Source organism: Halomonas sp. A11-A (assembly GCF_003182195.1).
Taxonomy (GTDB): domain Bacteria; phylum Pseudomonadota; class Gammaproteobacteria; order Pseudomonadales; family Halomonadaceae; genus Halomonas; species Halomonas alkalicola.
Window position 1 is genome coordinate 26,218 of sequence record NZ_QGTM01000014.1, and the last position, 22,807, is coordinate 49,024.

At 68.8% G+C, this 22,807-nt stretch carries 15 protein-coding genes; 4 read left to right on the forward strand and 11 right to left on the reverse strand.

What is annotated here, in order from left to right:
• Nucleotides 1-16: 16 nt before the first annotated feature.
• The 5 genes from DER72_RS10330 to DER72_RS10355 form a co-directional block, all read right to left on the reverse strand.
• Nucleotides 17-1,417 (reverse strand): PhoH family protein, encoded by a 1,401-nt coding sequence (locus tag DER72_RS10330; RefSeq protein ID WP_110069910.1) that lies wholly within the window; start codon nucleotides 1,415-1,417, stop codon nucleotides 17-19.
• A 255-nt stretch (nucleotides 1,418-1,672) separates the two neighbouring features.
• Entirely contained in the window at nucleotides 1,673-2,701 is a 1,029-nt protein-coding gene (locus DER72_RS10340) for a patatin-like phospholipase family protein (RefSeq protein ID WP_110069912.1), read from the reverse strand.
• Nucleotides 2,702-2,787: 86 nt separating this feature from the next.
• Nucleotides 2,788-3,213 (reverse strand): nitrite reductase small subunit NirD, encoded by a 426-nt coding sequence (gene nirD / locus DER72_RS10345; RefSeq protein WP_110069913.1) that lies wholly within the window; start codon nucleotides 3,211-3,213, stop codon nucleotides 2,788-2,790.
• 14 nt (nucleotides 3,214-3,227) lie between these two features.
• On the reverse strand, nucleotides 3,228-5,735 hold the full coding sequence (gene nirB / locus DER72_RS10350) for a nitrite reductase large subunit NirB (protein WP_110069914.1): 2,508 nt from the start codon (nucleotides 5,733-5,735) through the stop codon (nucleotides 3,228-3,230).
• A 1-nt stretch (nucleotide 5,736) separates the two neighbouring features.
• Nucleotides 5,737-7,065, reverse strand: coding sequence for an NAD(P)/FAD-dependent oxidoreductase (locus DER72_RS10355; RefSeq protein ID WP_110069915.1), 1,329 nt, complete (start codon nucleotides 7,063-7,065; stop codon nucleotides 5,737-5,739).
• Nucleotides 7,066-7,590: 525 nt separating this feature from the next.
• On the opposite strand from DER72_RS10355, the gene DER72_RS10360 reads away from it, so the two are divergent.
• Nucleotides 7,591-10,287 (forward strand): nitrate reductase, encoded by a 2,697-nt coding sequence (locus DER72_RS10360; RefSeq protein ID WP_110069916.1) that lies wholly within the window; start codon nucleotides 7,591-7,593, stop codon nucleotides 10,285-10,287.
• A gap of 33 nt (nucleotides 10,288-10,320) precedes the next feature.
• On the opposite strand, the gene DER72_RS10365 is transcribed toward DER72_RS10360, so the two are convergent.
• The 3 genes from DER72_RS10365 to DER72_RS10375 form a co-directional block, all read right to left on the reverse strand.
• The gene (locus tag DER72_RS10365) at nucleotides 10,321-11,619 is read right to left on the reverse strand and encodes a nitrate regulatory protein (RefSeq protein WP_110069917.1); all 1,299 of its coding nucleotides are present in this window, start codon (nucleotides 11,617-11,619) and stop codon (nucleotides 10,321-10,323) included.
• An 87-nt stretch (nucleotides 11,620-11,706) separates the two neighbouring features.
• Entirely contained in the window at nucleotides 11,707-13,059 is a 1,353-nt protein-coding gene (locus tag DER72_RS10370) for an MFS transporter (protein WP_110069918.1), read from the reverse strand.
• 337 nt (nucleotides 13,060-13,396) lie between these two features.
• Nucleotides 13,397-14,116 carry a murein L,D-transpeptidase catalytic domain family protein gene (locus tag DER72_RS10375; RefSeq protein ID WP_258306272.1) on the reverse strand — a complete coding sequence of 240 codons (720 nt, stop codon included), beginning with the start codon at nucleotides 14,114-14,116 and terminating at the stop codon, nucleotides 13,397-13,399.
• A 147-nt stretch (nucleotides 14,117-14,263) separates the two neighbouring features.
• On the opposite strand from DER72_RS10375, the gene DER72_RS10380 reads away from it, so the two are divergent.
• Nucleotides 14,264-15,880 carry a murein L,D-transpeptidase gene (locus DER72_RS10380; RefSeq protein ID WP_258306273.1) on the forward strand — a complete coding sequence of 539 codons (1,617 nt, stop codon included), beginning with the start codon at nucleotides 14,264-14,266 and terminating at the stop codon, nucleotides 15,878-15,880.
• A 16-nt stretch (nucleotides 15,881-15,896) separates the two neighbouring features.
• Here the strand turns inward: DER72_RS10380 and DER72_RS10385 are convergent, their stop codons facing one another.
• From DER72_RS10385 to DER72_RS10395, 3 genes are all read right to left on the reverse strand, one after another.
• Nucleotides 15,897-17,750, reverse strand: coding sequence for an ABC transporter ATP-binding protein (locus DER72_RS10385; RefSeq protein ID WP_110069919.1), 1,854 nt, complete (start codon nucleotides 17,748-17,750; stop codon nucleotides 15,897-15,899).
• 143 nt (nucleotides 17,751-17,893) lie between these two features.
• Nucleotides 17,894-19,600, reverse strand: coding sequence for a peptidoglycan DD-metalloendopeptidase family protein (locus DER72_RS10390; protein WP_110069920.1), 1,707 nt, complete (start codon nucleotides 19,598-19,600; stop codon nucleotides 17,894-17,896).
• 222 nt (nucleotides 19,601-19,822) lie between these two features.
• Nucleotides 19,823-20,668 carry a pirin family protein gene (locus DER72_RS10395; protein WP_110069921.1) on the reverse strand — a complete coding sequence of 282 codons (846 nt, stop codon included), beginning with the start codon at nucleotides 20,666-20,668 and terminating at the stop codon, nucleotides 19,823-19,825.
• A 116-nt stretch (nucleotides 20,669-20,784) separates the two neighbouring features.
• Here DER72_RS10395 and DER72_RS10400 point away from each other — a divergent pair, with 116 nt between their 5' ends.
• Both DER72_RS10400 and DER72_RS10405 read left to right on the forward strand, forming a co-directional pair.
• Complete coding sequence (locus tag DER72_RS10400) at nucleotides 20,785-21,702, forward strand: LysR family transcriptional regulator (protein ID WP_110069922.1); 918 nt, start codon at nucleotides 20,785-20,787, stop codon at nucleotides 21,700-21,702.
• Between the two features lie 96 nt (nucleotides 21,703-21,798).
• Nucleotides 21,799-22,803 (forward strand): glutathione S-transferase family protein, encoded by a 1,005-nt coding sequence (locus tag DER72_RS10405; protein ID WP_110069923.1) that lies wholly within the window; start codon nucleotides 21,799-21,801, stop codon nucleotides 22,801-22,803.
• Nucleotides 22,804-22,807 lie beyond the last annotated feature (4 nt).

A 22,807-nucleotide genomic window follows, 5' to 3' on the forward strand; every position in this document is an offset into this window, starting at 1 on the left:
AGCGGGCGGCGGCGTGTCAGAGCAGCTCCTCGCCGGCCAGGGCCAGTCGCGAGCGCTCGACGCTCTTCAGGGTGATATGTCCGGCATGGGGCCAGTCGCGGAAGCGCTGCACCACCGCCGCCATCCCGCAGCTGTTGGCGGTGAGGTAGGGGGTGTCGATCTGGCCGACGTTGCCCAGGCAGACGATCTTGGTGTTGCGCCCGGCCCGGGTGACCAGCGACTTGAGCTGCTTGGGCGTGAAGTTCTGCGCCTCGTCGATGATCAAGAAGGTGTCGTTGAGGGTGCGCCCGCGCATGAAGCCCGGCGAGCGGATCTGCACCCGGGCGCCGAGCAGCTGGCGGGTGGCGCCGTTATCCCAGCTCGATTCCCCGTTCTCGTCGCGCAGCAGGTTGTCCATGTTGTCGTGGAAGGCGCCCATCCAGGGCGACATCTTCTCCTCCTCGGTGCCGGGCAGGAAGCCGATATCCTCGCTCATGGAGATCGGCGCCCGGGTGAAGACGATGCGCTCGAAGCGCTTGGTGTCCAGGGTCTGCTGGAAGGCGGCGGCCAGGGTCATGAAGGTCTTGCCGGTGCCGGCGCTGCCGGCGATGGTCACCAGGTCGACCTCGTCGTCCATCAGCAGGTTGAGGGTGAAGTTCTGCCGGCAGTCGTGGGCGTGCACGCCCCAGACGCTGGCGCCGTGGCGATAGTTGGTGAGCAGGTCGAGGCGGGCCCGGCCTCCGCTCACCTCGCGCACGATGGCCTCGAAGCCGCCCTCGTCGTCGCTGTCCGCCACCAGCATGCCCGGGTGCCACTCGGGGGGGATCTCGCCGTTGAGGTGGTAGGTCACCCGCTGGCCCTCGCGCTCGACGCTGACGTCGAGTGACAGGCCGTTCCACAGCTCGCTGCCGGCGTCCGGATAGACCCTCACCCCCTCCAGCATGGCGTCGCTGTCGTCGAAGGCGCGATCGTTGAGGTAGTCCTCCACCGGCACGCCCAGGGCGGCGGCCTTGACCCTGAGGTTGATGTCCTTGGTGATCAGGATCACCGAGGCGTCCGGGCGCTCCTGACGCAGCCGGCAGGTCTCGGCGAGGATGCGGTTGTCGGGGTTCTCCTCGAGGGGCTCCAGGGGCCTCAGGTCGGTGTAGCAGAGCAGGCGCAGGCGCCCCTCGGGGCCGTTCAGGCGCGGGATGGGAATGCCGTCGCGGATCTGCTCGAGGCCGACATTGGCGGTTAGGTCTGACAGGGTACGGCTGACCTGGCGGGCGGTGCGGGCAATCTCGCGGACGCCGTTCTTGTGCTTGTCCAGCTCCTCGAGCACGGTCATGGGGATGACCACCTCGTGCTCGTCGAACTGGTAGAGGGAGACGGGGTCGTGCAGCAGGACGTTGGTGTCCAGCACGTAGAGGCGGGTGGCCTTCTTGTCGATGCGTACCATCGGCGCAGCTCTCCTGATTGTCGCGAGCGGGCGTCGTTTATGACGTCCCGATGTCGACACTGTCAGCGCGCCATGTCAGGGAAGTGACAGACGCCGACGGTGCCGTACAGCGCTTCTGCTCCCTCCTGTGACTCCTTCCTGTAGCCTTCGACAGCGGGCGGGGCGCGGGGTGCGCTCCCGCCTCATGCTGAGCATGGTGCCGCCCGCGTCATGCTGCTGTGCAAAATCAGCCGCTCTTTCAACGTTATCTCAGCGTCACCGTTCCGTATCCTGATAGACGCTCTCCACCTCGAGGGTGGAGCGCTTGCCGAGGTCGGCGAAATTCTCGGTAAGCCACCCTTCGGCGGTGCGGCGCCCCTCGTCGCGCAGGTGGCAGAGGAACGACCACTCGGCGTTCATCTTGCTCGAGACCGAGAGCTTGCCCAGGGTGTCGTCCCCGGCGATGCGGTGGAAGAGGGTGCCGGCGTAGCAGCCGATGTCCACGCCATGGTCGCCCAGCAGGCGCTGGAGCATGGCGATCATGCGCACCTCCTTGATCAGCGAGGCGTTGAAGGTGATCTCGTTCAAGCGGTTCATGATCGCCGCGGCGCTGGTGGGCAGCTCCTCGCGGTAGATGGGGTTGATCTGCACGATCACGATGTCCCGGGAGCCGCAGTGCTCCATCAGCGGCATCAGCGAGGGGTTGCCCATGTAGCCGCCATCCCAGTAGGCCTCGCCGTCGATCTCCACCGCCTGGAACACCGTGGGCAGGCAGGCCGAGGCCATCACCGCATCCACGCTCATCTCCTCGCGGGTAAAGATGCGCTGCTTGCCGCTGCGCACGTTGGTGGCGGTGACAAACAGCTTGAGGTCGGGGCAGCGACGCACCCGCTCGAAGTCGACCCGCTCCTCCAGGATGTCGCGCAGCGGATTGAGATTGAAGGGGTTGAACTGATAGGGGGAGACCAGCCGGCTCATCAGGTCCATGGCGATGTAGCCCGGCGAGTGGTCGAGGCTCCAGTTGCCGGTGAGCACGTCCAGCGGGGTGCGCCGGATGGGGCTCGTCATGCCGGCGCGGCTCACCGCGGCCCAGAAGTCGTGCAGCGCCTGGCGGGCGGTGTCGCGGTCGCCGCGGGTCAGGGCGTCGGCCATCACCACGCCGTTCATGGCCCCGGCGCTGGTGCCGCTGATGCCCTCGATCTCGATACGGGGATCCTCCAGCAGGCGGTCCATCACGCCCCAGGTGAAGGCGCCGTGGGCGCCGCCGCCCTGCAGGGCCAGGTCGATCCGTTTGGTCTCGCTCATCGGCTTGCCTCTCATGTCGGTTACGCTGTGCTGCATTGCATCACGAACAGCATAGAGAGTTCACCTCGGGGCGGCCAGCCCTACTGTCATGCCTCGACCCACACCTCTTCGCCCTTGAAGCTCACCTTCCAGGTGCGCAGCTGAACGCTGTCGTCCTCCAGGCACCGGCCGTCGGCGAGGCGGAAGTGCTGCTTGTAGAGCGGCGAGGCGACCACCGGTTCGCCCTTTAGATCGCCGACGATGCCGCGGGCGATGACGTTGGCCCCTGAGAAGGGGTCGCGGTGGTCGATGGCGTAGAGTTCCTGCGCGTGGCCGGCCAGCGACGGTGGGTTCTGGGCGGCTGACTGCGGCGGGTTCGCGCCGCCAGGTAGATAGAAGAGCGCGACCTGAACCGGGCCCTCGTCGGTTTCGAGCCAGGCGGCCACGCCGGAGTGGGGCACCAGGTCGGCGCGGGTGCATAGACGTTGCCAGGTCTGGGTCATGGTGTTGGCTGCTGCAGAGGCGATAGTCATGGGGAAAGACTCCTTCAGGCGGGACGTAACTGGCCGCGCTCGCTGGTATAGATGATGTCCGGGTCGGGGCGGCTGTCGTTGACGAAGCTTCTGAAGCGCTTGAGCTTCTCCGGGTCGCTGATGGCGTTGGCCCACTCGCACTGGTAGGTGTCGACCACGGCCTGCATCTGGCGCTCCAGCTCATCATTGATGCCGAGGCTGTCTTCGAGGATCACTTCCTTGAGGTAGTCCAGGCCGCCTTCCAGGTTCTCGCGCCATACCGAGGTGCGCTGCAGGCGGTCGGCGGTGCGGATGTAGAACATCAGGAAGCGGTCGATGTAGCGGAACAGCTCTTCGTCGCTGAGGTCGGTGGCAAACAGCTCGGCGTGGCGCGGGCGCATGCCGCCGTTGCCCGATACGTAAAGGTTCCAGCCGTTCTCGGTGGCGATCACACCGATGTCCTTGCTCTGGGCTTCGGCGCACTCGCGGGTACAGCCGGAAACCCCGAATTTGATCTTGTGCGGCGCGCGCAGCCCCTTGTAGCGGTGCTCCAGCCGGATCGCCATGCCCACGCTGTCCTGCACGCCGTAGCGGCACCAGGTGCTGCCGACGCAGGATTTCACCGTGCGTAGAGACTTGCCGTAGGCGTGACCGGTCTCGAAGCCGGCTTCGATCAGCTCGCCCCAGATCGCCGGCAGGTCCTCCAGGAGGGCGCCGAACAGGTCGATGCGCTGGCCGCCGGTGACCTTGGTGTAGAGACCGTACTTCTGCGCCACCTGGCCCAGCACTACCAGCTTGTCGGGGGTGATCTCCCCGCTGGCGATGCGCGGCACCACCGAGTAGGTGCCGTTCTTCTGCATGTTGGCCATGAAGGTGTCGTTGGTGTCCTGCAGCGGGATATGGGCCGCGTCGGTGATCGGCTCGTTGAAGCAGGAGGCCAGGATCGAGGCCACCGCCGGCTTGCAGATATCGCAGCCGAGGCCGTGGCCCACCTTGGAGCCATGCTTCTCCATCAGCTCGCTGAAGATCTTGATGCCCTCCACCCGGACGATGTCGTAGAGCTCCTGGCGGGTGTAGTGGAAGTGTTCGCAGATCGACTTGTCGACCTCCACGCCGCGGCTTTCGAGTTCGTGATCCACCAGGGTCTTGAGCAGGGCGGCACAGCCGCCGCAGCCGGTGCTGGCGCGGGTCTCGCCTTTCACCGCGCCCAGATCAACCGCGCCGCCGTCGATGGAGGCGCATACATCCGCCTTGGTGACGTTGTGACACGAACAGATCATGGCGGTGTCCGGCAGGGCGTCCGGCCCCAGCGCGGGGGCGGCGCTGCTGCCGGCCGGCAGAATCAGGGTGGCAGGGTCCTCGGGCAGTTCGATGCGGTTGGCGTAGTACTGCAGCAGGGTGTCGTAGACGCTGTTGTCGCCCACCAGCATGGCGCCGACCAGGCGCTTGCCGTCGCTGGAGACCACCAGCTTGCGGTACTGCTGCTTGAGCGGGTCGAGAAAACGGAACTGGCGCGCTCCGGGTGTACGGTCGCCGTGGGCATCGCCGATGGAACCCACGTCGACGCCCATCAGCTTGAGCTTGGTGCTCATGTCGGCGCCCTTGAAGGGCTCATTGCCTTCGAGCAGCGTGACGGCAGCGGCCTTGGCCATCTGGTAGCCGGGGGCGACCAGGCCGAAGATGCTGTTGTTCCACAGTGCTACCTCGCCGACGGCGAGGATGGCCGGGTCGCTGGTCAGGCAGCTGTCGTCGATCACCACACCGCCGCGCTCGCCGAGCTCCAGGCCGCAGTCGCGGGCCAGCTCGTCGCGGGGACGAATGCCGGCGGAGAAGACGATCAGGTCGGTTTCCAGCACTTTTTCGTCCTGGAACACCATGCGGTGGCGGCTGCGCTCGCCGTCGACGATCTCCTGGGTCGCGCGGCCGGTGAGCACCTGCACGCCCAGCGATTCGATCTTCTCGCGCAAGAGCTCGCCGCCTTCGGTGTCCACCTGCATCGGCATCAGCCGCGGGGCGAACTCCACCACGGCGGTGTCCAGATTCAGGCCGCGCAGGGCATTGGCTGCCTCCAGGCCGAGCAGCCCGCCGCCCACCACCACCCCGGTGGCGGCATTCTCGGCCGCGGCGCGGATGGCATCGAGATCGTCCAGGGTGCGGTAGACCAGGCAGCCCTCGCGGTCATTGCCGGGAATCGGCGGCACGAAGGGAAAGGAGCCGGTGGCCAGCACCACTCGGTCGTAGGGGGTGCGGCCCTCGGCGGTGACCACCTCGCTCGCCTCGCGGTCGATGGCGGTGACCGCCTCATCGAGGCGCAGGGTGATGCCGTGCTCGGCGTAGTAGTCGGCGGTGGAGAGGGCCAGCGACTCGGCGTCCTGGCCGTTGAAGACCTCGGAGAGGTGGACCCGGTCGTAGGCCAGGTGGCGTTCCTCGCCGAACACCGTGATGGCATAGCGCTCGGTGGCGCCGCGTTCTACCAGCTGTTCGACCAGGTGGTGGCCGACCATGCCGTTGCCGATGATGATCAGGTGCGGTTGGGTAGACATGTCAGGCGGCCTCCTTCTCGGGGCGGGTCTGAGTGGGGGAATCCTCGGGCTTGGGTGAGGCGTCGAGTGAGGCGTCGAGTGAGGCGTCGAGCAGGGCGTCGGCGTCGGCCGCGCCCAGCAGCAGGGCGGGTCGGCAGGGGGTGAGATCGCGTCCGGCCAGGGCCTGGGCGAAGTACCAGGGACCCGGGGCGGTATCGCCGTAGAGCACCGCTCCCTCCAGGCGGCCCTCGCGCAGCAGGAGTCGGCGGTAGTCGCCCTGATCGGGGTCGTGGTAGGCGAGCACCTCGTGCTCCTCGCTCGGCTCGGTGGGGCCGAAGGCATAGAGGGAAACGCCGCTGACCTTGAGCCGGGTGGCGCTGGGGCGCTCCGCGTAGCCGCCGACCGCTTCACCGGCGAGGTGGGCGGCGAGCACCTCGACCTGGCGCCAGATCGGCTCCACCAGGCCATAGGTGTGCTGTTCGAACTGGCAGCATTCGCCGAGGGCGAAGATCGCCGGGTCGGAGGTGGTCAGGTACCCATCCACCCGGATGGCGCGGTCCACCGCCAGGCCGGCGGCTCGCCCCGGCTCGACGTTGGGCGCGATGCCGATGGCCACCACCACGCAGTCGGTGGGCAGGCGGCGCCCCCCCTCGAGGCAGACGGCGGCGACACGGCCCTGGCCATCGTCCTCGAGGGCGGCCAGCCGGGCCCCGGTGATGACCGCAAGCCCGCGGCCGACGAGCTCCTGCTCGAGCAGGCCCGCAGCGGTGGCATCGAGCTGGCGGTTCATCAGGTGCTCCGCCCGCTGCAGCAGGGTGACCGCCATGCCGCGCTTGCGCAGCCCCTCGGCGGCCTCCAGGCCCAGCAGGCCGCCACCGATCACCACGGCGCTGCCGCCGCGGCTGGCGCAGTCGGAAAGGGTGGCGGCATCGTTCAGGTCGCGGAAGGTATGGACGCCCGCGAGCCGGATGCCGGGCAGCGGCGGCAGCGCCGGGCGCGAGCCGGTGGCCAGCACCAGGCGGCCATAGGCCAGGTGGCGTCCGGCATCGGTGGTCAGGCGTTGCGCCTGACGATCGATCTCGGTGACGCGCTCGCCGAGGATCAGCTCGATGCCCTGCTCGGCATACCACTCGGCCGAGCGCAGGGTCAGGGTGTCGCGCTCCAGTTCGCCGGCCAGCAGCGGCGAGAGCAGTATGCGGTTGTAGGCGGGAGAGGGCTCCTCGCCGATCACCGTGATGCGGGCAGGCCTGGCCGGCTGCCTGAGTAACGCTTCCAGCAGCCGGTGGCTGGCCATGCCGTTGCCGACGATGACCAGTGGGTCCTGGGGTGCCTGGGTGCTGTGCGGAGGCATGGAGCTCCTCCTCTGCCTGTGGGTGAACGCAAAAGGGCGCCTCGACCCCGTCTCGTGGAGAGACGGGTGCGAGGCGCCCTTGCCTGATGTTCGTTGACGGGCGATCGCCGTTGATCGCCGTCTGAGCAGACCCATCAAGAATCTCGCCAGCAGGCGGTTGTCGCGCCATACATTTCGTTTAATCAATGGGTTGCCGAGGCCTGGCGGCGGCGTGGCGGGAGAGGGCGGGTGCCGGGGGAGCGCCTCGCTGGTGCAGCAAAAGGGGGGGGGTGCACCGCGATGAGGCAGGTTTCGGCGGCGTCGACCCGGCGCGAGGTGGCACCCCGTGGCGGGCACGGCGCGAAATGCCAGGCGTCAGGCATGGGGTAGGGCGGGTTGGCACCCCGCTTGCATCGCCCTGGGTATCCATAAGGCGCCATGTCGGTGCCTCTCGGGGCAACGACGCCCGCCGCTTCCTGGCCAGACCGGGACGCGGCGGGCGTCTGCGTTCATGGGCCCTGGAAACGACAACAGCAGGAGACTGCCATGCGGCACATCAGCACCACCTGTCCCTACTGCGGCGTCGGCTGTGGGGTCCGGGCGACCCTGGCGGACGGGCAGCTGACCGCGGTGGCCGGCGATGCCGACCATCCGGCCAACTACGGACGCCTCTGCGTCAAGGGCTCGGCGCTGCACGAGACCCTGGGCGAGCAGGGCCGGCTGATGCGGCCGCGGGTGGACGGCCGCGAGGTGACGTGGGCCACGGCCCTGGATGCCGTGGCCGAGCGGCTGGCGGCCACCCGTCGCGAGCATGGCAAGGAGGCGGTGGCCGCCTACCTCTCGGGCCAGCTGCTCACCGAGGATTACTATGTCGCCAACAAGCTCTTCAAGGGTTTCATTGGCACCCCGCACCTGGATACCAACTCGCGGCTCTGCATGGCCTCGGCGGTGGCCGCCCACCGGCGCGCCTTCGGCGCCGATGCGGTGCCCTGCAGCTACGAGGACCTGGAGGAGGCCGAGCTGGTGGTGCTGGTGGGGTCCAACCTGGCCTGGAACCACCCGGTGCTCTACCAGCGCCTCAAGGTGGCCAAGACCCGCAACCCGCTGATGCGAGTGGTGGTGATTGACCCCCGGGTCACCGACAGCTGCGAGATCGCCGATCTCTACCTGGGCCTTCGCCCCGGCAGCGATGCTCGGCTGTTCAACGGCCTGCTGGCCTGGATGGCCGACCGGGGCAGGCTCGATGCTCTCTATCTGGCGCGCCATACCCGGGGGCTGGACGCGGCCCTGGCGGCGGCCCGGGAGGATGACGTTTCGCTGGCGGCCGTGGCCGCCGACTGCGACCTGGACCCGGAGCGCCTGGAGACCTTCTACTACTGGTTCGCCAGCCAGCTCCACGTGGTGACCCTCTTCTCCCAGGGGATCAACCAGTCCAGCAGCGGCACCGACAAGGGTAATGCGATCATCAACTGCCACCTGGCCGGCGGCAAGCTGGGCCTGCCCGGGGCCGGCCCCTTCTCGATCACCGGCCAGCCCAACGCCATGGGCGGCCGCGAGGTGGGGGGCCTGGCCAACCAGCTGGCCGCCCATATGGACTACGACAGCCCCGGCGCCATCGATCGGGTCACCCGCTTCTGGTCGACGCCCTCGCTCACGCCGAGCCTCCCCGAGGCCCCCGGCCACAAGGCGGTAGACCTGTTCGAGGCGATCGAGCGCGGCGAGATTCACGCCCTGTGGATCATGGCCACCAACCCGGCGGTGAGCCTGCCCCGTGCCGACCGGGTACGGGCAGCGCTCGAGCAGTGCCCGCTGGTGATCGTCTCCGAGTGCGTCGCCGACACCGACCTGCTGGCGTACGCCGACATCGTGCTGCCGGCATCCTCCTGGTCGGAGAAGGACGGCACCGTGACCAACTCCGAGCGGCGCATCTCCCGCCAGCGCGGCCTGCTGCCGCCGCCGGGGGAGGCGCGCCACGACTGGTGGATCATCTGCGAGGTGGCCCGTCGGCTGGGCTACGGTGAGGCCTTCGCCTACGCGCACCCGGCGGAGATCTTCGACGAGCACGCCCGGCTCTCCGGCTTCGAGAACCTTCCCGGCACTCCGGGCGAGCGGCTGTTCGATATCTCCGGGCTGGCCGGGCTCGACCGCGACGCCTACGACGCCCTCGCACCCATCCAGTGGCCGGTCACGGCCGCCGCGCCCCGCGGCACCGCGCGGCTGTTCGAGGAGGGCCGCTTCGCCACCCCCGACGGCCTGGCCCGCCTGGTGCCGGTGCGCCCCCGCGGGCCCGAGCAGGCGCTCTGCGCGGCGCGACCGCTGCGCCTCAACACCGGGCGCATCCGCGACCAGTGGCACACCATGACCCGCACCGCCCGCTCGCCGCGGCTGATGAACCACCGCCCCGAGCCCTTTATCGAGGTGGCCCCGGCCGATGCCGCAGCCTGGGGGGTGTCCGACCAGCAGCTGGCGCGACTGCGTGGCGCCGGCGGCGACTATGTCGGACGAGTGCGGCTCGCCAAGGGCCAGCGGCGCGGCGAGGTGTTCGTGCCGATGCACTGGAGCGACCGCTTCAGCGGTGTGGCCCTGGCCGGCCGTCTGCTCGCCGCCCACCTCGATCCGCTCTCCGGCCAGCCCGAGGCCAAGCAGGGCGCCGTGGCGCTGGCCCCGCTGGCGATCGCCTGGGAGGCCACCCTGCTGGTGGCGCCGGATCTGGCCGGTGAGGCCGACTGGCGCGAAGAGGCCGCCTACTGGGCCCGAATTCCCCTGGCCCACTGCCAGCGCTGGCAGCTGGCCGGCACCCCCGAGAGCGCCGACCGCGACTGGCTGGCCTGGGTAACGCGCCATTTGCCGGCGGCGACCCTGTGGCTCGAGGACCCATCCGGTGGGCGCCTGCGTGCCGCCGGCATCGAAGCGGGGCGCCTGCGCTGGTGGCTGATGGTGGGGCCGCCCGGCGAACTGCCGGGGCTGGCCTGGCTCGACGAGCGCTTCGCCGAGGCCGCCCGGGACGAGGCCCTGGACGGCGCGCGTCGTCGTCGGCTGCTGGCCGGCGGTGACGCCGGTGCCGCCGACAGCGGCCCGGTGGTCTGCAGCTGCCATCAGGTGGGAAGGCGCACCATCGTGACCGCCATCCGCGACGGGGATGCCAGCATCGAGGCGCTGGGGGCGCGGCTGGCCTGCGGCACCCAGTGCGGCAGCTGCGTTCCCGAGCTCAAGGCCCTGATCGAGGAGAGCTCCGCCGCCTGATAGGCTAGCCGCCCGGAAGCGGCGAGGGTCTGGTCAGTCGCCGGGCCCATGCCGGGCCGGCTGGCGGCTCGGCAGCAGGTCGGCGAGGTCGAGGATGGCGCGAGAGAGGTCGGCCATGCTGCGGCTCTGGTCCATGGCCGTCTTGCGCATGTAGCGGTAGGCCTGCTCCTCGCTCATGGCCTGGTTGGCCATGATGACCCCCTTGGCGCGTTCGACCAGCTTGCGCTCGCGCAGCGCCTTGCGGGTGTTCGCCAGTTCGTTGCCGAGCCCCTGCAGCCGGTCGGTCTGGCTGCGCACGAGCTCTAGCAGCGAGCGATTGAGGGGCGAGGCGAGGGCCTCGGCCGTCGCCTGCCCGTCGATGCCGCCGGGCGTGGCCGCGACGGTATCGCCCAGCAGCGGGTCGAGCGCCGAGGGGCCGGTGTCACACGGCGGCGCGGCCAGCGCCTGGCGCGCGGCGGCCAGGCGCTCGGCACATAGTGAAGCCAGCTCCTCGCCCAGGAAGGCCTCGACCCGGTGCATGGCATCGATGCGTCGGGTGGTCAGGGCGAACCAGAGCTCCCCCAGCTGCGCGGGGTCGCTCACGCCGGCCGCGGCGGCATCCACCGGCGCTGCCCCGGCGATCTCGCGCAGGCGCTGGATCGGTGCCAGGTCGCTCTCCGGCAGGGCGGCCTCCCAGCAGGTTCGGGCCTCGGGGCTGGCGAACTCCAGGAAGGTCGCGAAGCAGCGCGTCTGGGCCTCGAGCAGCCGCCCCAGCAGCCGGCGATGGGTGGCGTTGAAGCCGCCGGCGGTGAAGCCGTGGGCGCCGCAGGCGCGCTCCTGTCCGGCCAGCTCCTTGCCCTTCAGCAGGTGAAAGAGGGCCACCAGGGCCAGGGTGATGCGGGTGTCACCGCCGCCATCGGCGGCCTCGAACACCAGGCCCAGCAGGCCGCCGATCAGGCTGTTGTAGTCGCGCGTGGCGTCGTCCGGTGTCATCCGTCGGGTGGCCACGGCGCCACGCACCGTCTCCAGGGCGTCCAGGGCTTGCCACACCTCCGCGCCGCGGCGCAGCAGCCGGGCCCCCTGGGCCGTCTGCTCCGGGAGCTCGGCAAGCTCCGTGAGACGCCGCCGGACGGCCAGCTCGGCCGACTGGCTGTCGGCGATCCGCTCGCTGCGGTCGGCAGCGAAGCGCCGCCCCTCCGAGGCCAGGTAGATGGCGCTGCAGCCGCGCTCCTTCTGCAGCGCGTGGATCAGGCGACCGGTGTCGATGACGATGCCGCAGGCCGCGGAGAGCTGCTCGAGGGCGCCGAGCTCGCAGCGCCTGGCGGCCTGTCGCAGGCGTGATGCCGATGTCATGGGATAACCTCCCTTGCCAGGACGACCGCCGCCCCGGGCGGGCGGCGGTCGGTAATGGGGGCGAGGCGGCCACGTCGGCCGCCAGGCTCAGCGCAGCGAGAGGGCGCCGGCACCGGCGTCCTCGCCCAGCGCATCCCGGTACGCCTTGGCCTCCTCGGCCTCGGTCTCGTCCGAGAAGCGTACCAGCAGCGCGCAGGAGGCCAGCACCAGTACGGTCAGGCCCAGGTAGAAGAGCCCCTGCTGGTAGGTGATCGCCTCGGAGCGGAACAGGAAGGCGGCGGCCACCGCCCCCACGTTGCCGCCGGCGCCGACGATGCCGGCCACCGCGCCCAGCGCCTTCTTGTTGATGAAGGGCACCACGCCATAGGTGGCCCCTTCCGCCATCTGCACGAACAGGCTGAACACCAGCATGATACCGATGGCGTAGGAGAGCACGTGCATCTGGGAGAAGGCGACCAGGGCGATGCCCTCGCAGATCAGGGCGATGAACAGCCAGCGCACGCGGCCCTTGAGGCCACCATTCCTGGCGAACAGGTCGGAGAAGATACCGCCCAGGGTGCGGGCGAAGACGTTCATCAGCCCGAACAGGCCGGCGAGCATCCCGGCCATGGCCAGGGTCAGGTCGAAGTGGTCGAAGAAGTAGATGGCGGCGATGTTGTTGATGGTCAGCTCGACGCCGAAGCAGATCGCATAGACCACGAACAGCGCCCAGACGCGGATGTCCTTGGCGGCGGCCATGAAGCTGCTGCCGGCACCGTGTTCGCCCGTGGCCTCGGGCAGCTCGCCGCGTGCGCGCAGCTCGGCGAAGTTGCCGTTGGGGGCGTCCTGGGTGAACAGCCAGTAGCCGATGCCGGTGGCGAACATCACCACGCCCGGCACCACCATGGCCAGGCGCCAGCCCAGGGTCTCGCTGACGCCGAGCATCAGCAGCCCGGAGAAGATCAGCGGCATCAGGATCTGGGTGGTGCCGCCGCCCAGGTTGCCCCAGCCGGCGCTGGTGGCGTTGGCGGTGCCCACCACGTTGGGGGCGAACATCATGGTGGTGTGGTACTGGGTGATCACGAAGGCCGCGCCGATGGCACCGATGGCCAGGCGCGCCAGCAGGAAGGTCTCGAAGCTGTTGGCGAAGCCGATGCTCATCACCGGAATGGAGCCCAGCAGCAGCAGGCCGGTGTAGGTCTTGCGCGGCCCGATGCGATCGCACAGCACGCCGATCAGCAGCCTCACGATCACCGTGATCAGGACCGAGGCGATGATGGTGTTGCCGATCTGGGTTTGGGTCAGGTTCAGGTCTTCGCGCACCACCGCCATCAGCGGGGCGATGCCGAACCAGCCGAAGAAGCAGATGTGAAAGGCGAACCAGGAGAAGTGGAAGGCGCGCATCTGTGGCGTGCGCAGGCTCAAGAGACGAATTCGGTTCGCCTTGTTGAGAATTTCCATGGGCTATGACCTCGTACGGATTGTCGATACATGAGTTCGCCCTTCTCCGTTGAAGGTCAGGTCTGACGCACTCGTACTTCCCCTGGAAGCCTGGTCCACGCCTACCCGGCAATTTGATTCATATCAAGCAATCCGTTTGCCATATTCTCTTGTTGTTCAGTTAAAACATCGGGTTATGGTTTGATGGGTGGATCGAAGCTCGTACGATCCTGGAAGAGAATGGCAAGAGAGCGGCAGGAGAGTCGCCGCAGGGTGGCAAGAATGGTGCAGTGCCGCACGAAAATGCCCCCTGCTGGTGCTAGGGGGCGAGATCAGATCGGCAGGTTTTCAGCTCGTGTCAGTACATGGCCAGTTGGGTGGCGTCACGCTCGCAGCTGAGGAAGGCGGAGTTTTCCAGCCATTCGGGATCGGGGTAATAGGCGAACAGGTAGTGGTCTTCCTTGATACTGTCGATCAGCGGATAGGTCACTTCCTGGCGTACCGCCGGGCAGCCGTGGCTGCGCCCCAGTCGGCCGGTCTGGCGGATGAAGGCCTCGCTGACGTAATCGGCGCCGTGGATCACGATGGCACGCTGATAGGCCAGGTCGTTGACGCCTGGCTCCAGCCCCTCGAGACGCAGGGAGTAGCCGTTGCGTCCGTAGTAGCTGTTCATGGTGCGAAACAGGCCGAGGCTCGACTGATAGCTCTCGGGGATGTTGGAGAACACCGTGGCCTCGGCATCGCCCGAGCCGCGGCCGTGAGAGACCAGCTCCTCGAACATCAGCTCGTTACGGGGCAGGTCGAAGACCCACAGGCGCGGCTCGGTGGAGGGCAGCGAGTAGTCGATCACCGCCAGCCGCCTGGCGTCCGGGTCGGCACAGGCCAGGGCATTGGCGGCCAGCGACAGCACCTGAGGGTCGGCGCCGGGGGCCAGGCGTGTCAGCCGCTGGTCCAGGGTCTGGCCCGGGAGGGCGTCGGGATGCAGGGCCTGGGCGAGGAAGGTATCGGCATGAACCTGGCCGGCAGCGAACAGCGCGCAGCCGGCGAGTAGGGGGAGCGGAAGCAGGGGTCGAGTCATGAAAACACTACCTCGAGAATCGGTAACGGGCTGAGGGCCAGGCAAGACGAAGCGGGGCCCGCTTCCCTGTGGCCCCGCACCTGGGACTATTATGGAGAGAGAGGCAGGGAAAGCCAATTTAGCCTTAAACGATAAAAGGAAGTGAACATGCGGCCATTTGTCACCATCCTCGCGGTAGTGGCGGTGATGCTCCTCCCGCCGGCCTTTGCCGAGGAGCCCGAGGCGGTCCGGCAGGACCCCCTGGAGGCCGAGATCGCCCGGCAGGTGGTCGACGCCCCGGAGGGGCTGCGTCGTTTCTATGCGGCTCGGGAGTCTCGCCCCGCCTGGGGGGAGCGCCAGCAGGTGGCCGCTTTTGCCGAGGCCCTGGAGACCCTGGAGAGCGACGGGCTGGACCCGCGGGACTACCGGGCCGACCGCCTGGTGGCCGAGCATCGCCGCCTCCAGGAGGCCAATGCCGGCCCGGCCGAGCAGGCGCGCTTCGAGCTGGCGACCTCGACGCTGCTGCTGACCGCCCTGCGCCACCTTCAGCGCGGCCGCCTGGATCCGCGCACGGTGGACCCCCAGTGGGAGATCCCCGTGGAGCCGGCGCGACTCGACTTCGAGGCGATCTCCCGCGCCGTGGACGGCCAGCGCTTCGAACAGGCCTTCGGCGAGGCGCGTCCCGCCTATGCCCCCTACGAGCGCCTGCGCAGCGGCCTGGCCCGCTATCGCAACATCGAACGGGTCGGGGGGTGGGCGCCGCTTCCCGGAGAGCCGCGGGTGCTGCGGCGGGGCGATGTGGATGACGTCGTGGCGCTGCTGCGCAGCCGCCTGGCCATGGAGGGGGAGCTCGAGGTGATGGCCGCCGACCCGGGCGCCTTCCCGGGGGCCGAGCTCGACACCCCCGATCCGCGGCGCTTCGATGCCGCCCTGGAGGCGGCGGTGAAGCGCTTCCAGCGGCGCCACCTGCTGGAGGCGGATGGCATCGTCGGCCCCCAGACCCGGGCGGCGCTGAACGTGCCGGTGGCGGTGCGCATCGACCAGATCCGCCTCAACCTGGAGCGCGCCCGCTGGCTGCTGCACGGGCTGCCCGAGGCCTTCGTGCTGGTGGACATCGCCGGCTACCAGCTCAGCTATTTCCGGCCCAACGGGGAGCTCTGGCGCACCCGCATCGTGGTGGGGCGCCCCTACCGGCGCACGCCGTCGCTGCGCTCCGAGATCACCCACATGACGGTCAATCCCACCTGGACGATCCCGCCCACCATCCTGCGCGAGGACGTGCTGCCCCAGGTGCGCCGCGACCTCGGCTACCTCTGGCGCGAGCGGCTGCAGGTGCTGAGCCCCTCAGGTGCGCCGCTGGACCCCTGGCAGGTGGACTGGAACAACCCCGGCAATATCATGCTGCGCCAGGCGCCGGGGCCCCAGAACGCCCTGGGGCAGGTGGCGATCCGCTTCCCCAATGACCACCTGGTCTACCTCCACGACACCCCGGCCCAGGGGCTCTTCGCCCGGGAGCAGCGCGCCTTCAGCTCCGGCTGCATCCGCGTGCAGGGGGTGCTGGAGTTCGCCCAGCTGCTGTTCGACGACACCGGCTCGAACCAGAACCTTGGCGCCCTGATCGAGTCGGGCCAGACCCGCAACGTCTCGCTGGCCCGGCGCATGCCGGTGATCCTGCACTACTGGACGGTGCACCCGGGCGAGGAGGGGCAGCTGGTGTTCCGCCCGGACATCTACGAGCGCGATGACGCCCTGCTGCGGGCGCTCAACCGCCCGCTGGCGCTCTAGCGGCCGGCGACGCGCGTCACTCGTAGCCCTTGGCCTGCAGCCGGAACAGCATGGCATAGCGGCCGTTGGCGGCCATCAGGCTCGCGTGGTCGCCCTGCTCGAGGATCTCGCCGCCGTCGATGACGAGTATCTGGTCGGCGGCGCGCACCGTGGAGAAGCGGTGGGAGATCAGGATGGTCATCTTGTCGTGGCTGTGCTCGCGGAAGTCGGCGAAGACCGCCGCCTCGGCGGCGGCGTCCATGGCCGCGGTGGGCTCGTCGAGCACCAGGATGTCGGCGCTCTCGCGCATGTAGGCCCGGGAGAGGGCGATCTTCTGCCACTGGCCGCCGGAGAGCTCCTGACCCCCCTTGAACCAGCGTCCCAGCTGGGTGTGGTAGCCCTCGGGCATCTCGGCGATGAAGTCGTCGGCCAGGCCGCGTCGCGCCGCCTCCTGCCAGCGCGCCTCGTCCTCGAAGGCCGCCACATCGCCGGCGCCCAGATTCTCGCCCACCTTGAGCTGGTAGCGCACGAAGTCCTGGAAGATCACCCCGATGCGCCGCCGCAGGGCCCGGATGTCCCACTCGGCGAGGTCGCTGCCGTCGAGCAGGATGCGCCCCTCGCTTGGGGCGTAGAGGCGGGTGAGCAGTTTGAACAGGGTGGTCTTGCCCGAGCCGTTGGCGCCCACCAGGGCCAGGCTCTGGCCCGGGCGGAGGTGCAGCGAGATCCCCGTGAGCGCGGGGCGCTCGGCGCCGGGGTAGGTGAAGCCGACGTTCTCGAAGCGGATGCCGTCGCCGGGGTGGGCGCCCGCCGTCAGCGAGCCGGCATCGGGGGGAGTGGGCTGCTCCAGGTACTCGTAGAGGTTGGAGAGGTAGAGGTTGTCCTCGTACATGCCGCCGATCGCGGTGAGGCTCGCCGAGAGCGCCCCCTGGCCCTGCTTGAAGACCATCAGGTACATGGTCATCTCGCCCAGGGTCAGGCGCCCGGTGACGGTCTCCGCCACCACCCAGGCGTAGGCGCCGTAGAAGGCCAGAGTGCCCAGCAGGCCGAGGGCGAAGCCCCAGCTCTCGCGGCGAATCGTCAGCCGGCGATCCTCGCCGTAGAGGGTGTCGAAGATCCTGCGGTAGCGGTCGAGCAGCAGCGGCTCCAGGCCGAACAGCTTGACCTCCTTGATGCTGTCCTCCCGGGCCAGCACCGTCTCCAGGTACATCTGCATGCGGGTCTGGGGCGAGCGCCAGCGGAACAGCCGGAAGGCGTCGCCGGAGAACTTGGCTTCGGAGAGGAACACCGGCAGCGCCCCCAGGGCCAGGATCAGCAGCGCCCAGGGGGAGAACTGCACCAGCAGCACCCCGAAGCTGATCAGCGAGATGCTGTTCTGGGCGAGGCCGAAGGTCTTGTTGACCAGCCCCAGCGGGCGGATCGAGGCCTCGCGGCGGGCCCGGGTCAGCTTGTCGTAGAACTCCGAATCCTCAAACTGAGCCAGCGACAGGGTGCCGGCTTTCTCGAGGATCATCACGTTGACCTTCTGGCCGAGCAGGGCGCGCAGCAGCGACTGCTGGGCCGAGAGGCCGCGCTGGGCCATGGCGATGGCGGCGATCACCCCGGCCTCTGCCAGCACGTAGCGCAGCACCGGCCAGGCGCTCTCGAGGGTGAGGGGAGCGCCGGACTCGCGGTGGTAGGCCATGGCCTCCACCACCGAGTCGACGATCAACTGGCCGATCCAGGCCGCCACCGCGGGCAGCACGCCGGCCACCAGGGTGCACAGCGCCAGGCCCACGGTGAGTGGCCGCGAGGTCTGCCAGACCAGTACCAGCGCACGGCGGCTGTAGCGGAAGACCCCGAAGAAGGCCGCCAGGCGGTTCGCGGGGGGCGGGGCGGGTTGGGTGCGGCGCATATGGGGCGAGGACAAGCGGTGACTCTGTACCTGGAGAGGAGCGGCAGGGGCGATTCAGCCGGCGCGTGCCGCGGCCCCGGGGTCAGACACTAACCACAGCGCCCCGCGGGGGAGCGGGGCGCTGTGGGATATCAGGCGAGGGTTCAGCCCTCGTCGTCGCCGCTGCCGCGACGGCTTGCCACCACCGTGTCGGTCTCGCCGCTCTGCAGGGCGGCCAGCAGGGGTTCGGCCTGGCGCTTGAAGGCCACCAGCTGCTCGCCGGAGAGGCTCTTGTTCTCCGGCAGCTCCACGGTCATCGCATTGACCTGGGTGTTGTTCACCAGCACCTCGTAGTGCAGGTGCGGTCCGGTGCTGCGGCCGGTGTTACCGGAGAGCGCGATGCGATCGCCCATGGTCACGCGGTCGCCGCGGCTGACCAGCGGGCGGGAGAGGTGCAGGTAGCGGGTCTGGTAGCCGTTGTCGTGGCGGATGACGACATAGCGCCCCGCCACCGGGTGATTGGCGACCTTCTCCACGCGGCCGTCCGCCGGTGCGATGATCGGCGTGCCGATGGGCATGGCGAAGTCGGTGCCGCGGTGAGGGCTCACGCGGCCGGTGACCGGGTGGCGGCGACTCGGGTTGAAGCCGGAGCTGAGGCGGTAGCTGCCCTCGAAGGGATAGCGATTGAAGGCGGGATCGAGGCTCTCGCCGTCCGGGGTGTAGAACTTGCTGTCGGCGCTGTTGCGCACCAGGGTCATATCGAAGCGCTCGCCCTCGTACTGCACCGCCAGCACCCGTGGGTCGAAGCTCGAGCCGTCGATGACGTCGGACTCCACCAGCACCTGGAAACGATCGCCGCGACGGGTGTCGCGGCGGAAGTCGAGTCGCTGGCCCAGCACGCGGGTCAGCTCGCTGATCTCGGCGCTGGAGAGGCCGGTGGCCTGGGCCGAGCGGGCAAAGCTGCCGCTGACGGTGCCGGCGAACAGGCGCTGGGAGGCCTCGCCGGTGCGCTCGATGGTGGCAACCTCGAAGCCGCTGTCATCGCGCTCTACCATGAAGCCGCTGCGGGCGTTGCGCATCATGCGCAGGGCGAGCAGCTTGCCCTCCTCGTCGAGCTGGTACTCGAAGGTGTTCCCGGCGCGCCAGCGGGTCAGGGCGTTCTTGTCGGGCAGCTCGTCGAGCAGGCGCAGCACCTCGCTGTAGCCGAGCCCCAGCTGGTTCTGGGCCATCACCGCGAAGGTATCGCCCTGCTTGACGGTATAGGTCTGCCACTCCGGCACGAAGGGCTCGGTGGCGGCGATCTCCTTCTCGAGGATCACGGGGCCATCGTCGAACAGCCCGAGCTCCTCGTCCGGCACCGACTCATAGGAGGTGGCGTCGGCCATCAGGGTGCCATCGTGGTCGAGCATGCCGCTGCCGATGGTGCCCACTACCACTGCCATGTGCACCGCGCCCTGATCGAGCTTGGACTGTGCCTGGGAGGCGTCGGAAGCGCCGCTTTGGGCCGGGCGAGTGAGGGCCAGCGGCAGGCCGCCATCGCCGGAGGCGCTGGCGGTGTTGATCAGCTCGAGGTCGAGCGGCTCGCCGTCGACGAGCTTGGCCAGGGGCAGGCGATGCCGGGTGGCGTCCAGCGCCTGGCTCGCCATCTCGATGGCGTCGCTGACGGGGCTGCGTTCGAAGCTGAGGGTGGGAAGGCCGGGTCTGGCATCGACCTCGAGGGGAACGATCACGGTGTCGAGCGTACGGTGTTCGCGCTGGACATCCTGGTAGGTGGTGACAATCTTCTGTGCGCCCAGCACGGTGACCATGGTGGCGACCGGCAACAGTAACAGCTTGTGCGTGCGGGGCAGCGAATGGAGGATTCGCAACATGGGTTAAAGGCCAGTGAATAATGAAAATGAAATAGAGAGGAAAAAAGGCCTGAGAACCATAACCCATGACGTATGGTGTGCCTAGGCTGTACGTATGCACAGTAGGATTAGCCGCGCTCCGGTGCAGCGCGGCCAGCCGGTTCAGAAACGGTGTTTGCTAACTATCCATTGGGCCCGTGCGAGAGTGAAAAATCAACCCCTGTTCGTCCGGAGCGGTGCCAATCAGCCGGTGAGGGTGCCGTCGCGATAGTCGCGCAGCGCCTGCTGGAGCTCGGTCTGGCTGTTCATCACGAAGGGGCCATAGTGGGCGACGGGCTCCCGGTGGGGGGTGCCCGCCAGCAGCAGGGCCTGGCCGCCCGTGGCGCTGGCCAGTGCCAGGTGGTCGCCGGTGGAGAGTCGCGCCAGATGGCCCGCCGGCACCCGGGTATCGCCCACCTGAAACTCGCCCTCGAACACGTAGGCCAGCAGGGTAGGGGCGTCGGCCTGCAGGGTCAGCTCGCCCCCCGCCGCCAGGCGCAGGTGGGCCACGCCCCCGTTGCCGGCCAGAGCGTCCAGGGGGCCCGTCACCGCCTCGCCGTCATCTCGGGCCCAGCGGCCGCCCAGGGCGATCAGTTCGGCCTCGGCGCCGGCCAGTCGTGGCATCTCGTCGCCGCGCACGTCGCGGTATGCCGCCGGGCTCATCTTCTCGCTGGCGGCCAGGTTCAACCACAGCTGGAAGGCGTGCAGGCCATGGTGGTCGGTGAGCGGCATCTCGGAGTGGATGATGCCGCGCCCGGTGTGCATCCACTGGGCGTCGCCGGCGTGAATGGTGCTGGAGTGGCCCATATGGTCCTCGTGGGTCAGGCCACCGTGGATCACGTAGGTGAGGGTCTGGATGCCACGGTGAGGGTGGGGTGGGAAGCCGCCGATATAGTCGTCGGGACGATCCGAACCCAGTTCGTCGAGCATCAGGAAGGGGTCCAGCCCGCCGCCGAAATCGTGGATCCGCTTGATCTTGACGCCGTCACCGTCCTGGCTCGGCTGGCTGGGGTGGAGGCGATCGACCTGGCGAAGGAGGGGAGCTGTCATGATAGGGGTCTCTGGCTGTCGTGAGGGCTTCTTTATGAAGCGATATCTGGCATTCTAGGCCGATTTTTTCGAAGCTTAAGCGCATTACTTCGCTTTGTTTATTCGAGGGTATCGAAATGTCACGCGTCACCCTGGCCCAGTGGCAGATGCTGGCCGCGGTCGTCGACCACGGCGGCTTCGCCCGCGCCGCCGAGGCGATCCACAAGAGCCCCTCCACCCTCAACCATGCGGTGCACAAGCTCGAGGAGCTGCTCGGCGTCCAGGTGCTGGAGCCGGTCGGCCGCCAGGTGCGCCTGACCGAGGCCGGCGAGCTGCTGCTGCGCCGCGCCCGCCAGCTGATCGAGAGCGCCACGGCCCTGGAGGACGTGGCCGGGCGCCTGGCGGAGGGGCTGGAGGCGGAGGTGGTGCTGGCCGTGGATCAGGTGTTCCCCTCGGACGCCCTGGCCCGCGCCCTGAATGCCTTCTCCGAGGCCTACCCCTATGTGCGGGTCCAGCTGCACGAAACGGTGCTCAACGGCGGCATCGAGAAGCTCTACGACGGCAGCGCGGATCTCGTGATCTCCGGCCTCTCGGCCCAGGGCTTCCTGGGTGAGCCGCTGGTCACCGTGCGCTTCCTGGCGGTGGCCCACCCCGACCACCCCCTGCACCATCTGGAACGCTCGCTAGACCTGCGCGACCTGGTGCAGCACCGCCAGCTGGTGGTGCGCGACTCGGCGCAGCGTCAGTCCCTGGATTCGGGCTGGCTCAAGGCCGAGCAGCGCTGGACGGTGAGCCACCTGGAGACCTCCATCGACATGGTGCAGCGAGGCCTGGGCTTCGCCTGGCTGCCGGAGACGCGCATTCAGGGCCCCCTTGCGGCGGGGCGGCTGAAGCCGCTGCCGCTCTCCGTCGGCGGCGTGCGTGAGATCCCGGTCCAGCTGATCCACCGCGACCGCGACCGCGCCGGCCCGGCCACCCGGGCCCTGGCCGAGGCGCTGGCCCTGGGGGCGAGGGGCTGCCTGGTCAAGAATGATTCAATTTTATCGAATGACTGAGCCCAGAATATGCGCTGAAGAGTCGATGGTTTCGCAATAGGATGGTGGCATCACGATCCATCGGCGGCCAGGGGTCGCCCTCAGAGGAGGCGCTTTATGGGCCTTCTGGTCAACGGCAAGTGGCACGACCAGTGGTATGACACCGACAAGCACGGCGGCGAGTTCGTGCGCGAATCCGCCAAGCTGCGTGACTGGGTGACCCCCGGTGGCGAGAAGGGGCCCGACGGCCAGCCGGGCCTGCCCGCCGAGGCCGGGCGCTACCACCTCTATGTCTCGCTGGCCTGTCCCTGGGCGCACCGGGTGATGATCCTGCGCAAGCTCAAGGGGCTGGAGGCGCTGATCGGCCTCTCCCACGTCAGCCCGCTGATGCTCAACGAGGGCTGGACCTACAACGTGGCCGAGGGCTCCAGCGGCGACCCGGTCAACGGCGTGACCTACCACCGCGAGCTCTACACCCTCACCGACCCGCACTACACCGGCCGGGTGACGGTGCCGGCGCTGTGGGACAAGCAGCAGCGGCGCATCGTCAACAACGAGTCCTCGGAGCTGCTGCGCATGTTCAACGACGCCTTCGATGAGCTGACCGGCAACCGCCTCGACTTCTATCCCGAGGACCTGCGCGAGACCATCGATGAGGTCAACGCCGACGTCTACGACCACATCAACAACGGCGTCTACAAGTCGGGTTTCGCCACCGAGCAGAAGGTCTACGAGAAGCACGTGGTGGCGCTGTTCGAGGCGCTCGACCGCATGGAGGCGCGCCTGGCCGAGCACCGTTACCTGGCTGGCGAGTGGTTCACCGAGGCCGATATCCGCCTCTTCACTACCCTGATCCGCTTCGATGCCGTCTACCGCGGCCACTTCAAGTGCAACCTGCGCCGCATCGAGGACTACCCGAACCTCTCGAACTACGTGCGCGAGCTCTACCAGTGGCCGGGCATCCGGGAGACGGTCGACTTCGACCATATCAAGCGCCACTACTATTACAGCCACGGCACCATCAATCCCACCCGCATCGTGCCCCTCGGCCCGCTGCTGGAGCTCGACCGCCCCCACGACCGCGAGCGCCTACCGGGCCAGGGCATCCGCGAGAAGTCGTAGGCGC

What these genes read in the sequence shown, in the direction of transcription:
- DER72_RS10330 (WP_110069910.1), bottom strand. Translation starts at nt 1,417, where the DNA reads ATGGTACGCATCGACAAGAAGGCCACCCGCCTCTACGTGCTGGACACC.
- DER72_RS10340 (WP_110069912.1), bottom strand. Translation starts at nt 2,701, where the DNA reads ATGAGCGAGACCAAACGGATCGACCTGGCCCTGCAGGGCGGCGGCGCC.
- nirD (WP_110069913.1), bottom strand. Translation starts at nt 3,213, where the DNA reads ATGACTATCGCCTCTGCAGCAGCCAACACCATGACCCAGACCTGGCAA.
- nirB (WP_110069914.1), bottom strand. Translation starts at nt 5,735, where the DNA reads ATGTCTACCCAACCGCACCTGATCATCATCGGCAACGGCATGGTCGGC.
- DER72_RS10355 (WP_110069915.1), bottom strand. Translation starts at nt 7,065, where the DNA reads ATGCCTCCGCACAGCACCCAGGCACCCCAGGACCCACTGGTCATCGTC.
- DER72_RS10360 (WP_110069916.1), top strand. Translation starts at nt 7,591, where the DNA reads ATGCGGCACATCAGCACCACCTGTCCCTACTGCGGCGTCGGCTGTGGG.
- DER72_RS10365 (WP_110069917.1), bottom strand. Translation starts at nt 11,619, where the DNA reads ATGACATCGGCATCACGCCTGCGACAGGCCGCCAGGCGCTGCGAGCTC.
- DER72_RS10370 (WP_110069918.1), bottom strand. Translation starts at nt 13,059, where the DNA reads ATGGAAATTCTCAACAAGGCGAACCGAATTCGTCTCTTGAGCCTGCGC.
- DER72_RS10375 (WP_258306272.1), bottom strand. Translation starts at nt 14,116, where the DNA reads ATGACTCGACCCCTGCTTCCGCTCCCCCTACTCGCCGGCTGCGCGCTG.
- DER72_RS10380 (WP_258306273.1), top strand. Translation starts at nt 14,264, where the DNA reads ATGCGGCCATTTGTCACCATCCTCGCGGTAGTGGCGGTGATGCTCCTC.
- DER72_RS10385 (WP_110069919.1), bottom strand. Translation starts at nt 17,750, where the DNA reads ATGCGCCGCACCCAACCCGCCCCGCCCCCCGCGAACCGCCTGGCGGCC.
- DER72_RS10390 (WP_110069920.1), bottom strand. Translation starts at nt 19,600, where the DNA reads ATGTTGCGAATCCTCCATTCGCTGCCCCGCACGCACAAGCTGTTACTG.
- DER72_RS10395 (WP_110069921.1), bottom strand. Translation starts at nt 20,668, where the DNA reads ATGACAGCTCCCCTCCTTCGCCAGGTCGATCGCCTCCACCCCAGCCAG.
- DER72_RS10400 (WP_110069922.1), top strand. Translation starts at nt 20,785, where the DNA reads ATGTCACGCGTCACCCTGGCCCAGTGGCAGATGCTGGCCGCGGTCGTC.
- DER72_RS10405 (WP_110069923.1), top strand. Translation starts at nt 21,799, where the DNA reads ATGGGCCTTCTGGTCAACGGCAAGTGGCACGACCAGTGGTATGACACC.